The organism is Pleionea sp. CnH1-48, from assembly GCF_024124665.1.
In the GTDB taxonomy this organism is placed as follows: domain Bacteria; phylum Pseudomonadota; class Gammaproteobacteria; order Enterobacterales; family Kangiellaceae; genus JAMXSB01.
Window position 1 is genome coordinate 87,522 of the sequence record NZ_JAMXSB010000004.1, and the last position, 13,296, is coordinate 100,817.

The following is a 13,296-nucleotide window of genomic DNA, read 5'->3' on the forward strand; positions in this document are numbered from 1 at the left end:
ACTCAGCGATTTAATCGCAATGATCGTGCTCGCCAAACATATCTCTTAAGAGTTGACGGTTTTCTTTCTCTATATTTCGGATATTAATATCCGTAACCTGACAACTGGGCATTGAAATATGTTGAGGAGTAAGATCAGAACCTTCTAGCTCATAACACACCACGGCTTTCTCGATAGTGCAAAGTGTCTCTACATCTGCAGCCATTAAGGCTGACCACGGAGAGTCATGAGTAAAGCACGAGAATTTTGTGTGAGTGGGAGGGACTTGGCTAAAATAGGGGGCATTGAACGCAACAAACCCTGTGTCTAATTGATAGCCACTACTTAAGGTATTTTTTGCATAGAGTTTCGACATCTGTCTTTCTCGAAACGATTTATCTTTATGAGTATAGACTAGTTTACAAATTCCTCCTATAGACTTTAAATAGATAATTATTGCAGTGCTGAGATAAAGCTCAAACTATTGGCTTGTTAAGCCAATAGTTTGATGGACCTATTTCACGAATTATGCACTTCAAAAAAGTTGTTAATTTTCAAAGCGCAATGGAATTAGTGCAAACCTTCATACATCGCTGTTGCGCTGGCAGAAGAGAAAGTACCGTTAGAAAGATCAAGTATGTCAGCAGATAAGTTAATGCGTTGGTACCAACTAATAGGTAACATACAAGTTTTAGAAGTCTGGCTACAACGAGAGTCTGACCAGTAAATACGGAAGTTGGTGCTAGGGCCTCCATCTATTCTAAAAACAGCCGTTGTTGTGCGGTTCCAGCTAGCTGCAAAACAAAAGCCATTAGAAAAATGATCAAAAGCTGCTGTGTCAACATAACATTTCATGCTAGTTGATGCGTTCAATGTGGTTGCTTCATTGCGATCGTCGGCAACCAGTTCTGGCATGTTTTTGAAGGAATCATCATTCGCGTTAGCTAAACCAATACTTAAAGTTAAAGTCGCTGCAGTTACAAGAGAAAAAGACTTTCTTATTACGTTTTTCATTATGTGTTCCTTATACATTGTGTGTGCTCTTTTTCATAAAACCAAATGTTCAATAAGATAAATCCAAAGAGCCTGTGTCTAACTTTTTTATTGTTGTTTTATCTGTGCACTGATTAAACATCGCCAATGTTAATAAAAAGAAAAATACAAAGTAAATGCTTTGAACATCTCAAGTTTAGAGGTTTTTTTTAAACGTATATCGAAGTGCGCTAATGTAACTTTTTGCCCCCCTCAAAAATGGATAGTTATATCAGTATGAGACTGATATAAATTTTTATATCTCAATTAATAGTTTACAGGTAAACTGTTTATCTCAAGATTGACTATTGTTTTTTACTCACTGGAAAACTCAGAATAAACATGACTGATTGGCAAGTAAGAAATTATCAAGATGGCGATGAAGCAAAATTGAATGATGTAGCTGTTGCTGCATTTTCTCAGTATCAAAATGACTTTGTTAATTGGTCTGACTTGAAACAACACTTACGCTGTTTTGGTGAGCTCGCTTCGACCCATAGTGTTAAAGTCATTGATACACCATCCGGTATTGCCGCTGGTGTGGTTTATGTGTCTGCTGAAGAAAAGAGAGCGGAGCATTTTCCTGACAATGTGCCGATTGTTAGAATGCTGGTTGTTGATCCGGCGTATCGTGGTAGAGGCTTTGGGCGCACATTGATGCAAGTTTGTATCGAACAAGCGAAAAGAGACAAAGTACCTGCCATTGCATTACACACCAGTCATATTATGGAAGTGGCGCTATCTATGTATTTACGCATGGGCTTTCAGCACTATGGTCCTGCTCCAACCAACCGAGGTGTTGAATACGCTGTTTATTTGAAGAAGCTCAACAGTGATGATTCCCTTTAGCTATATGCCTATTTGGTATCTCGATAAGGGGTGTGTTACTAATAGAGTTTTGCCAGTGTACTGATTTTATGCATCAAATATTATTAACGGAGTGTCCTGATAGTCAGGGGCTTATAAGCAAAATCACTCATGTGTGTTATCAACATCACCTCAATATTCTTAAAAATAATGAGTTTGTTGACGAAACCACTGGGCGATTTTTTATGCGCACTGAATTTGAGGGAAAACTTGACGAACCCGCTTTTCTTAGCAAGTTGGATGAAATATTACCCGAAGGTTCAGAACGACGTATTACATCCTTGGAGCGCAAGCGTATTGTCATTATGGTGACCAAAGAAGCTCACTGTATTGGCGATCTTCTAATGAAGCAATACTTTAACGCGCTAGACGTTGATATTGTTGCTGTTATCAGCAACTACGATGTGTTGGAGGATCTCGCAACTAAATTTGGCGTTCCTTACCATCATGTGTGTCACCAAAATCTTTCGCGTGAAGAACACGAGCAACGTATATTGGCTTTGTTGGCAGAATACGCACCCGACTACATTGTGTTGGCAAAGTACATGCGTATTTTAAGCCCTCAGTTTGTTGAAGCCTATCCCAATCAAATGATCAACATTCACCATTCGTTTCTTCCCGCATTTATTGGAGCCAGCCCTTATCAACAGGCCTTTGAAAGAGGCGTCAAGTTTATAGGAGCCACAGCACATTTTGTTAGCAACGATCTCGACGAGGGTCCAATCATTGCTCAAGATGTGATTAAGGTTGATCACACTTACACTGCGAAGGGGATGGCTCAGGCAGGACGAGAGGTTGAGGAGTCTGTATTGTTGCATGCCTTGCAACAGGTCCTACAAGAAAAAGTGTTTGTTTTCGGCAATCGAACCGTGGTTTTTCAATAAGTTGGTAATAAAGCCTGGCGGGAACTAAGAGTATCGAAGTCTGTCTCAATATTTATCTTCATATTGAGTGTGATGATCAATGTATCGAATGACCATTTTAGCCAGCGTGCTACTTGTAGGTATAGGGCTTTATGCAGTGACAAACAATGAAATAACCGAAGAGCAACAATACAAACCTCCGATAGCTAACCGTAAAGATGGGCTTCCCGAAAGTGATCGTTCGAATCAGGCTATTGCGAAAAATAAGCCTGCTTTAGAGGCTTTGCTAGCACAGAAAAAGCTCTCGCTAGGAGCTTCCGTTTTTATCAGAGTATTTAAAGAAGAATCATTACTCGAAGCTTGGGTTGCCAACACCGGTGGAAGCTTTGAGTTATTTAAAACCTATGAGATCTGTACCTTTTCTGGCGATCTAGGTCCAAAACTGAAAGAGGGCGATCGGCAAAGCCCAGAAGGGTTTTATTTCGTTAAACCAAATCAATTGAATCCATGGAGCCGTTTTCATTTATCCTTCAACCTTGGTTATCCTAATGCTTATGATCGTTACCATAAGCGTACGGGCAGTGCGTTGATGATCCATGGTAACTGTGTCTCTATTGGTTGTTACGCAATGACGGACCCTTACATCGAAGAAATTTACACTTTGGTTAACGCGGCCTTAGCCAATGGACAAGGGTTTTTTCGTGTTCACGCGTTTCCGTTTCGAATGACAGAAGAACGGCTTAATAGAGAAAAGAACCATCAATGGTATTCTTTCTGGAAAAACCTCAAAGAAGGCTACGACTGGTTTGAAGAGAAGGGCACTCCTCCTAATGTGACTGTGAGCAACGGACGTTATATGTTTGGGGAAAGTTGAGTGCTTTTGAAGCATCAACTAATCCCCCAATTACTTATCAATCAAGATTATTTCTGATGCGCACCTTTAGCATACTGAGTAAGATGCACAGGCGTTAGATAAATTGGATAATCATAGCGACCAATTTTACGGGGCAGTTTCTCTTGCTGATTTTCTTTCTGCGTATCGGAGTTCAGAGGGTATTGCTTTAACCACTCCTGAAAGCCTGTGCTATGTTTGGATACCATGGCGTTAAGAGCTTGCTGATAGCCTTTATAAAAGTCTCCTTTCATGGGTTGAGTGAGTTTAACCAGCGTGGGTTGGTCTTGCTCGGCTAAATACCGGATGAGCAGATAGCTCCAATAATAAGTTCTTTCTACGCCGTCGGGGTATTCGGTATCGACGATGGTTTGAACATCCAAATAATCATTTTGCTCAAGCTTGGTGAGCATTTTCTCAACCCGTGAGTGATGGTTTCCTTTGGCGATGTATTCTGCGATGCCTTCTGACCACCAGACCATTTGTTTAGGAAAATGTTTAAAGCCACCGTATTTAACAAAACGCCCATCAAGGTAATGAACATATTCATGATTTAAGTTCCAGATAACATGCTCTGGCAAAAGCCAACTGGCTTCAAAAGAAAAGAAGGTGGCCTGATTATCAGGATCTGATGGAGTGCCCTCGATGTACATGCCACCGTTATCGGTATTAATGTCGAATAATGTTGGGGAATACTTATGATATTGGCTCCAGCGATCAAATATCACTACTCGTAATGACTTATTATGATCATTAACCACTGGCTGGCGTTGGGTGTTAAGTAGAGTATGAAAGTGACTCTCTTGTGATGTGAGTTTATTGCAGGCCGACTCTAATTGCTCTTGTGTTAATGACTCTGCTCGGATAAACAAACTGTCAGAACAAGAGTGCTGGATAGGCAATACACTATCGATATCCGCAGAGGTGCATAACGACTTAAAACTCGCGTCATTGCAAGCAGAGTGACCACGAAACGTATTCACCAGATAACCGTAGGTAAAACTTTGCTGGCGTTCTTCTCGTGTTAGTTGAGTTTGCTGTTCCAGTGCCTCAAAAAGCGCATCGTCCAGATGTTTTTGTTGTTCTTCAGCTTGCAGTCGATAGAACTTTGCCAGTGCCCATAAGGTATTGTCCAGCAACCATGATTCGTTGAGAGTGAAGGAGTGAGAAGCAACAAAGTTAATGAATAACTGGTTAATGGATTCTTGCTCTTTTAGTAAGGCAGCTTTTAAGTTGGGGCGATCCTGGCTCTTATCCTTAGCATACTTAGACAGTAGGCCAAAAGCTCTAATCATTTCCCATTGTGCAATGTCTTTGGCTTGAGATGAGGCTGGACTCTTATTGATGGCATCAAGCAAACTGATCAGTTTAGGTAGGTGAGCTTCTAGCTTATCCGCCAAGGGTGCTCGAAAATAGTAGCGAAATAGAAGTACGGCAAACATTTGTTGCTGCTCAAAATCAGCAGCAGAAGTGAGCTGATCAGCAAACAAGGTCATTGCCTGATCGAACTGGCTCCAGTCTTGCTCTGATAGTTCTTTGAGTGGTCCAAGGTAGCTGTAATCTCTCAAATAGTGAAGCTGTTGCTTGAGTGGATGCTCTTGTCTCTGTTCCAGGGATTTTTTCCACTGACTAACGGCGAGCGAAAACTGGCTGCTGGAATAGCCATCGGGAATTTCCAGGTGAGTAACTAAAGAATGAGAGCTTGGTGGCAGTGGGGGTTGGGTTTGGCAAGCTGTTAACAGAGCGAGGCTGGCCACGAGCATGAGTTTAAAGAAGATATGCATAGTCGGTGAATTATCTGAAATTGAATATTGTATACAATATCATGCTTTGCGCTGCTTGCAAACTATCTCAAAGTCGCTGGAGTTTGCGCTCTTTTTTTAGCTGAGCCAATAGTCGATCAAAGTTAGACATTGATCGTTGAAGCACAGCTTTAAACTCAGTATTATGGCCGACTGGCTTTGATTTTGTTTTATCGTTTAGGGCGTCGTTTTATGTTGAGCAGGCCATTGGCTTTTAAAGGTCCAACGGATCATCTTTCACGTCACTTCGACGAGAGTGTGTTGTTTCGAGGGATTTCTTTATTACTGCAAAACCGCTTGTCAGATTGGAAGTACATACCGGATATGCAGTCCGTCGTTGGTAGCTTCTATCATGGCTCTCAAAGAGTCGAGGCCGCTCTTGGATGGCCACAGCTCCCTGATAATGAAGCCTGTGGTTGCAGCGAAATCGCCTGTGAACATTTGGCTGCTCTGGCCATTGAATCTAAAACCCGTTTGCATCAGTTACCTTATCCATTGCGTGAAGCCCAGGAGACACAAACCGCCTGGTATTACTTAAAGCAATGGTTGAAGCTGCAAAGTCATGATCCTTATCCCAACATGGCTCGCCATCGTCTGGTTTATTTGCTCGATGAATACGAAGGGCGTTGGCGTATTTCGGTGCACAAGGCTTATCTGACTAAGGCTGATGATTATCAGCTTAAGGCGACCTTTGATGTTAAGACTATCAACAAAGGCAAGTCGCCCAAATTTGTGAGTCAGGTAGATCAAACGATACTTAAGACACTACTGACGCATTTGCCAGAGGCCTATCTCAAATCTTCTGAAGTGTTATACCAGTTTCCACTCGAGGATGGCGGCGCAGAAAAACTTCTGTCTTGGTTGCTAAAGTCAGGGCGTTGTTTTTGGAAATCCTGTTACCATGCCGCGTTGCATTCAACTCAGTCAACGGTAGAGCCAACTACCAGTCAAAAGGTTGTTGGCAACTATTATTTAGAGCGTTCACAAAATTTGGTGATTGAGCATATTGAAGCGCTGTCACCGACCGTTGAGTTTTCTTCTTCCGATCCCGAGGTTGTTGCCTTCTTGGCAATAGAAAGCCATAGCTTGAGTATTAACGACCAACCAATTGAGTTAGATGTTGCTCGAGTTCGGTTTTTAGTGGAAGGCCAATCCTACTCTTTGCAGAGCTTTATTAACCATCCCGATAGCTTTTCAAATAATACGCTAGAAAGAGTCGCCATGGCCGTTCGGCGTATCGAAACGCTGAGTACACTAAAGTCGGCTTACGAAGCACCTGTTTGGTCAAGGTTCGATATCGGTGACCGAGTGTTAGAAGGGGATTTTGGCGTTGTCGCAACGCTGTTACGAGGATTGCAATTAGAAGGCTGGCAAATCCATTTTGATAGCTCCTACCGACAAAATGCAATGAAGGTAGAGCAGTGGTATGCCAATGTGATCAGCGATGACGAAGCCAGCGTTCAAAACTGGTTTGAGCTAGAGCTGGGTGTTCAAGTTGATGGACAGTCTTTTAATTTAATGCCCGATCTGGTGCGGGCTATTCGCAGCGGCCAGCTGGATTTATCACGTTTGAACGAACTCGATGATCACAGCGACTTTTTATTAACGCTAGAGAATCAACAACGAGTTTTGCTCCCCGTTGAACGACTGCGACAGATTTGCTCCACACTGATCGAATTGTTTGAACAGAAACCCTTGTCAGAGCAACAACGTTTGCGCTTGCATCACACTCAGGTTGCCAGGCTTACTGAGCTTTCTGAGGATGAAGATTCATTCTTATGGCAGGGCGCAACCTGGTTAAAAGAAAAAGCCGACGCCATGGCGAATAGTCAGGGCATTCAAAGGGTATCGGTTCCAGATAATCTTGCAGCCACTTTGCGTGACTATCAGCAGGATGGCCTCAACTGGCTACAGTTTATTCGCCATCATGGGTTATCAGGCATCTTGGCCGATGATATGGGATTGGGCAAAACCTTGCAGACGCTCACCCATATTCTGGTAGAAAAAAACAGTGGTCGCATGCAGTCTCCTTGTCTGGTGGTTGCACCCACCAGTTTGCAGGCCAACTGGCAGGCAGAAGCCAACAAGTTTGCGCCTTCATTAAATATATTGCACTTAGCGGGACACCAACGTTCTCGATGGTATCGACAGCTTGAAGAGTTTGATGTGGTGATCACCAGTTACGGTTTGTTGTTACGCGATATTCAAAAAATACGTCAGCAATCTTTTCATCTGGTGGTTCTGGACGAAGCGCAGGCCATTAAAAACTCGAAAGCGAAAGTAGCCAAAGCAGCTTATGCCTTGAAGGCTGAACATCGCCTGTGCTTAACGGGAACACCCATGGAAAACCATCTTGGTGAGCTCTGGTCGCTGTTTCACTTTTTGATGCCTGGGTTTTTGGGCGACGAAACGCAATTTCGACGTTTATACCGCCATCCCATTGAGAAAGAAAATGATCGTCAGCGTCAACAGGCATTGACTCGCCGTATCGGCCCTTTGATGTTACGTCGTACCAAAACCAAAGTGGCGACAGAGTTACCTGCCAAAACTGAGATCCATGAAACCATCGAGATGGAAGAAACTCAGGCCGATCTTTATGAAGCCATTCGCTTATCCATGGCAGAAGAAGTTCGTAAAGTGATTGCTAATCAAGGGGCCTCTAGGAATCATCTGATGTTAAGCAACGCATTGCTTAAGTTACGTCAGGTTTGCTGTCACCCCAGTCTGGTTAAATTAGAATCGGCGCAATCTGTTGCCGAATCTGCCAAAATGAACTGGCTGCAAACCGTCTTACCAGAAATGGTAGAAGAAGGGCGGCGGGTGCTGATTTTTTCTCAGTTTACTACCATGCTGGAGCTGATTGGTGACGCACTAAAAAGCTGGAAGATTGATTATCTTCAGTTGACGGGGCAAACTCGTCAACGTGGTAAAGTGGTGGATGCGTTTCAGGAAGGGCAAGCACCGGTCTTTTTAATCAGTCTTAAGGCCGGAGGTTCGGGCTTAAACTTAACAGCCGCCGATACGGTGATTCACTTTGATCCCTGGTGGAATCCTGCCGCAGAACAGCAGGCCAGCGACAGGGCTTATCGCATTGGTCAGGACAAGCCTGTGTTTGTCTATAAACTGATCACCAAAGGTACGGTAGAAGAACGCATTCAATGGATGCAGCAACACAAGCAAGCCTTAGCCGATACCTTGTATGATGATACCCAGGGCGAATCGCAAGGTATGCAAGCCGATGACTGGATGGCGTTGTTTGAACCTATTGAAGAAGAGACGGAAGCATTTTAAGTTTTCTGAGTGGTTGGTGGAGATAAAACTTCCTGTATCAGTATTAGGGAGAAGTTTGTAGCAATACAAAAACTTTTGGGTCTTGGAGTTATAACAGAATAAGGAAAAAAGAATGGTTATTCAGAAGCTGGTTTTAGAGAACCCTGGTGGTGCGGATAAAAAACACTTGAAAGAAGCGGTAGAATCTTTTTTATACGAGCTCGTCAAGAATGGGCAAGTATGGGAGAGCCAATGGGTCTTAGCCTGGGAAGGCGACACCTTGATGGGATATATAAAGACGCCTGCTGTCGAAGCGGTCATGCCTCAGCATCATTCGCAATCGGTCACGTCATTGCAGCGTGAAGTCGAAGAGATTGCCGAGGCTCCGATAAAATGGGTAGAAATCGAGAATCATAATTCCCAAGATGTAGAATGGCATCAAGAAGAATATCTATATCTTTTTACTCATTGCTTTGATGATTCCTCGCCATTGTGCGCAGGATCAAATGGTAAACCGATCCCTCTTTATTCTTTGGAGTTGGGAAGCAAACTCACTCATGAGCTAGTAAACTGGATGACGACCTATAAGACATTGGATTCTCTCTGGCTTAACTCTGGACCGTTAGAGATGGATGCTTACAAACAAATAGCTGGAATAAAAAGTCAGTTTTATAAAGATACAAAAACATTGCAGTTACAGCTTGAAGACGCTTTATCGAAACCTGTGTTTTATTATCTGTTACGTTACTGGGGGCGAAGCGACAATGAGTTTGATAGGCTTTGTCCATCTTGTGGAGGGCAATGGCTTATTGATGAATCGATTGATACTGATTTGTTTTTTAAATTCAATTTTAAATGTGATGACTGTCGTCTGGTCGCTCATATTGCCGATAGTTACGATGATGAGAGAAAAGCCAGAACCGGTGAATACCAACAAAGAAGCTAGTTAATTACTTTGGCGGTTCTCGCTTTTGTTTAAAAAAGTGGTTCCTGTTTTTAATAAAGTTCCTTTTCGCTAACCTATTGGCCTTCCATTTGAAGTCCTATCTTGATCAAAGATAGATCAAATCTAACAGAGCACTGATACCACAAGGGCTACAGCCATTCATTGACAAGGTTATCCACAGAATATGTGGATAGTTTAATATTTCCGTCATCTGAGTTTTAAGTAACTGCTAACGCCAAGGCAGTTTTAGCAACGTTGATTAGCAATTAACTTAAAATAAACTCAATTAGATATTGCATATCTTCTCTCAGTCATCTAAGACGTGCTGGCAATTTGATACTCGCAATCATTTTTATTTATCAGCACATTAGGAGGTAACAAGAATAACCCTCTAACATGATCAAGAACTTTATATTTTTGTTGAAATAAAATGACAGTGGTTTCAGTTGTTAGAAAATGGCTTCCTATATGGAGCCAAGAAAGAAAAGCAAACAAAAGCACAAAACAAGATCGAATCTTACCTGGCACATGCAAGATCAAATATCGACTCAGATTTAAAAGACACACTCAATCCATAAAATCCCAGAACAGCAGCCAGTGAGGTCTAGTTCTTTATCCCGTTATCATCCAGTCACAAAAGGCATCGCCTGACAACTCAAAGCCAAGAAAGAATACGAACTAAAACACAAAACAAGATCGCATCTTCCTTGGCACATGCAAGATCAAAAAATCGACTCAGATCTAGAAGGCATACTCGACTCATAAAATCCCAACTAAGCAAATGCCGAGCGCAGCGGATTAGGGCGTTTTGGCTACTTTTCCGCTCTTGGAAAAGTATGCTCGCCACTAGGCGAAACTAGAAGGTTCAAAAGAGTAGAGGATTAACAAAAGATCTTTTCAATAACAAACCACTCTTAACAAAACAAAAAAACTCAATCACCCCATTGTAATCGCATCCACAAACCGCCAATATTCTCAAATCACCAATATCCTAAAACCGATAACCAAAACCATGAACAAACCTCTATCGGATCTCACCATCCTCGATCTCAGCCGTGTACTCGCTGGCCCCTGGGCAACACAGTTCTTTGCCGACCTTGGTGCCACCGTGATAAAAATAGAACAACCTCAAAAAGGCGACGACACTCGCCATTGGGGGCCTCCCTATCTATCCACAAACAGTGAGCAACTGGACGAGCAACTATCGGCCTATTTCTTAAGTGCCAATCGAGGTAAACATTCTTTAGCCATTGATATTTCTCAACCAGAAGGGCAAAGCATTGTTCGAGCTCTGGCAAAAAAAGCCGACATACTGGTTGAGAACTTTAAAGTGGGTGGGTTAGCAAAATACCAACTGGATTACGAATCATTAAAGTCTGTTAATCCGCGCCTTGTTTATTGCTCCATCACCGGATTTGGTCAAACGGGCCCAGCCTCATCGCAACCAGGCTATGATGCCATTATTCAGGCGCAAGGTGGCTTGATGAGTGTTACCGGAGCTGATGCCGATTTGCCAGACTCTGAACCTCAAAAGGTGGGCGTGGCAGTATGCGATTTAATGACTGGAATGTATGCCGTCGGTGCTATTTTGGCAGCTATCCATCAGCGTGATCAAAGTGGAGAGGGGAGTTACATTGATCTGGCGCTATTAGATACGCAAGTAGCCTGGTTGGCGAATCAAGGTATGAACTATCTGGTATCAGGCAATGCACCCCAACGACAAGGCAATGCGCACCCAAACATTGTCCCTTATCAAACGTTTATGGCTGCAGATGGACACATCACCGTCGCGGTTGGTAACGACCAGCAATTCCAGCGTTTTTGCTCAGTAATAGGGCGCTTAGACTGGGCGAGTGATGAGCGTTTTTCGACCAATGCACAGCGACTGAAGCATCGAGAAGTTTTAGTGACGGCTATTGCCGAAATACTTTTGCAGCAACCTTCACTGCATTGGATTGTGCAGTTGCAGCAACAGAAGATCCCATGTGCTGTGGTTAATACCATTGATCAGGTGTTTGAAGACGATCAGGTGAAGTCCAGAGAAATGAAACAAACCTGGCAACATCCCGTTTATGGTGAGGTATCCCAAATCACATCCCCAATCCAAATAAACGGTCGCAAGGCACTGGCGGCGCTGGCTCCACCTCTGCGTGGAGAGCACAGTGCAGAAGTATTAAAGCAGTATCTCGAATACTCTGAGGCGGAGCTGGAACAATTAGAGGCTAAAGGAGTGATTGAGGTTTCACAATCAGACGCATTAACACCATGAATACTGGACAAATTTTTGTTGCGTAAGAGGGGGTGAACCTCTTTATACTGGTCGTTTGAGACACACTTGGACTGGTCTGAGTAGTTCTTGGCATGAGAGTTTTTATAATCGAAGCATCCGCGGCAGCTGAGAGTGAATCGCTAAGCTGCCACAAACATGAATGAGTAGGTATTGGAAGGCGAATTATGGCAGGTGGAGTACTATCAAACTGGGATGATCTTTTACTGTTAAATGATCAGTTAACCGAAGACGAGCGCATGGTGCGCGATTCGGCATTTCAATATGCTCAAGAGCGATTACAACCCCGGGTATTAGAAGCTAATCGTCACGAACAGTTTGACGTAGAGATTATGCGTGAGCTGGGCGAAATGGGCTTGTTGGGAATGACCATCGATGGTTACGGCTGTGCTGGAACCAGCTACGTGGCTTATGGTCTGGCAGCGCGAGAAGTAGAGCGCGTAGATTCTGGCTATCGTTCGGCATTCAGCGTGCAATCTTCACTCGTTATGTATCCTATCTATAAATTTGGTAGCGAAGCTCAGCGCGAAAAGTATTTACCAAAACTGGCGACAGGTGAGTGGATTGGTTGTTTTGGATTAACTGAGCCTGATGCTGGTTCTGATCCGGCGGGTATGAAAACACGCGCCAAGAAGGTTGACGGTGGCTATGTGCTATCGGGCAGCAAAATGTGGATCACCAATTCACCTGTTGCTGATGTATTTGTGGTCTGGGCGAAAGACGATAACGATGACATTCGTGGTTTTGTGCTCGAAAAAGGCATGAAAGGTTTATCGGCACCTAAAATCGAAGGCAAGTTTTCATTGCGAGCGTCGATTACCGGCGAGATTGTAATGGATGAAGTCTTTGTTCCAGAAGAAAACCGATTCCCAGAAATCAAAGGCCTGAAAGGTCCATTCAGTTGTTTGAACATGGCTCGCTATGGTATTTCGTGGGGTGCTATGGGAGCTGCTGAGGCTTGTTGGCATGCGGCTCGTCAGTATACTCTTGATCGTGAACAGTTTGGCCGCCCACTGGCTGCTACTCAGCTGGTGCAAAAAAAGCTGGCTGATATGCAAACTGAAATCAGTTTGGCGTTGCAGTCGTCTTTGCGTGTAGGACGCTTGATCGACGAACAACAGTTTGTTCCTGAGATGATTTCTCTGGTTAAGCGTAACGCTTGCGGTAAAGCATTGGATATTGCGCGTATGGCGCGTGATATGCATGGCGGTAATGGTATTAATGATGAATACGAAGTGGTACGTCACATGATGAATCTGGAGGCCGTTAATACTTATGAGGGAACTCATGATGTTCACGCCTTGATTCTGGGCCGTGCGCAAACAGGTATTCAGGCGTTTAAGTAAAAGGTTAGAAAG

General features: G+C 43.4%; 10 protein-coding genes. 7 read left to right on the plus strand and 3 right to left on the minus strand.

Features of this window, described 5'->3' with window-relative positions; all coding sequences use genetic code 11:
• Positions 1 to 10: 10 nt before the first annotated feature.
• Positions 11 to 355 carry a hypothetical protein gene (locus tag NH399_RS07715; protein ID WP_253038402.1) on the minus strand — a complete coding sequence of 115 codons (345 nt, stop codon included), beginning with the start codon at positions 353 to 355 and terminating at the stop codon, positions 11 to 13.
• A 194-nt stretch (positions 356 to 549) separates the two neighbouring features.
• The gene (locus NH399_RS07720; protein WP_253038404.1) at positions 550 to 993 is read right to left on the minus strand and encodes a hypothetical protein; all 444 of its coding nucleotides are present in this window, start codon (positions 991 to 993) and stop codon (positions 550 to 552) included.
• 360 nt (positions 994 to 1,353) lie between these two features.
• Here NH399_RS07720 and NH399_RS07725 point away from each other — a divergent pair, with 360 nt between their 5' ends.
• The 3 genes from NH399_RS07725 to NH399_RS07735 all read left to right on the plus strand — a co-directional run bounded on the left by NH399_RS07725 (position 1,354) and on the right by NH399_RS07735 (position 3,615).
• Positions 1,354 to 1,860, plus strand: coding sequence for an N-acetyltransferase (locus NH399_RS07725; RefSeq protein ID WP_253038406.1), 507 nt, complete (start codon positions 1,354 to 1,356; stop codon positions 1,858 to 1,860).
• Positions 1,861 to 1,928: 68 nt separating this feature from the next.
• Positions 1,929 to 2,762 carry a formyltetrahydrofolate deformylase gene (gene purU / locus NH399_RS07730; RefSeq protein ID WP_253038415.1) on the plus strand — a complete coding sequence of 278 codons (834 nt, stop codon included), beginning with the start codon at positions 1,929 to 1,931 and terminating at the stop codon, positions 2,760 to 2,762.
• A 136-nt stretch (positions 2,763 to 2,898) separates the two neighbouring features.
• Positions 2,899 to 3,615, plus strand: a complete 717-nt coding sequence (locus tag NH399_RS07735) for a L,D-transpeptidase family protein (protein WP_253038417.1) — start codon at positions 2,899 to 2,901, stop codon at positions 3,613 to 3,615.
• A 47-nt stretch (positions 3,616 to 3,662) separates the two neighbouring features.
• Here the strand turns inward: NH399_RS07735 and NH399_RS07740 are convergent, their stop codons facing one another.
• A complete protein-coding gene (locus tag NH399_RS07740; RefSeq protein ID WP_253038426.1) occupies positions 3,663 to 5,417 on the minus strand; it encodes a collagenase in 1,755 nt (584 codons plus the stop codon).
• Between the two features lie 210 nt (positions 5,418 to 5,627).
• On the opposite strand from NH399_RS07740, the gene NH399_RS07745 reads away from it, so the two are divergent.
• From NH399_RS07745 to NH399_RS07760, 4 genes are all read left to right on the plus strand, one after another.
• Positions 5,628 to 8,726, plus strand: coding sequence for a DEAD/DEAH box helicase (locus NH399_RS07745; protein ID WP_253038428.1), 3,099 nt, complete (start codon positions 5,628 to 5,630; stop codon positions 8,724 to 8,726).
• 112 nt (positions 8,727 to 8,838) lie between these two features.
• Entirely contained in the window at positions 8,839 to 9,651 is an 813-nt protein-coding gene (locus NH399_RS07750; protein WP_253038430.1) for a DUF2310 family Zn-ribbon-containing protein, read from the plus strand.
• 1,012 nt (positions 9,652 to 10,663) lie between these two features.
• The gene (locus tag NH399_RS07755; protein WP_253038432.1) at positions 10,664 to 11,920 is read left to right on the plus strand and encodes a CaiB/BaiF CoA-transferase family protein; all 1,257 of its coding nucleotides are present in this window, start codon (positions 10,664 to 10,666) and stop codon (positions 11,918 to 11,920) included.
• Positions 11,921 to 12,105: 185 nt separating this feature from the next.
• The gene (locus tag NH399_RS07760) at positions 12,106 to 13,284 is read left to right on the plus strand and encodes an acyl-CoA dehydrogenase (RefSeq protein WP_253038434.1); all 1,179 of its coding nucleotides are present in this window, start codon (positions 12,106 to 12,108) and stop codon (positions 13,282 to 13,284) included.
• Positions 13,285 to 13,296: the final 12 nt, after the last annotated feature.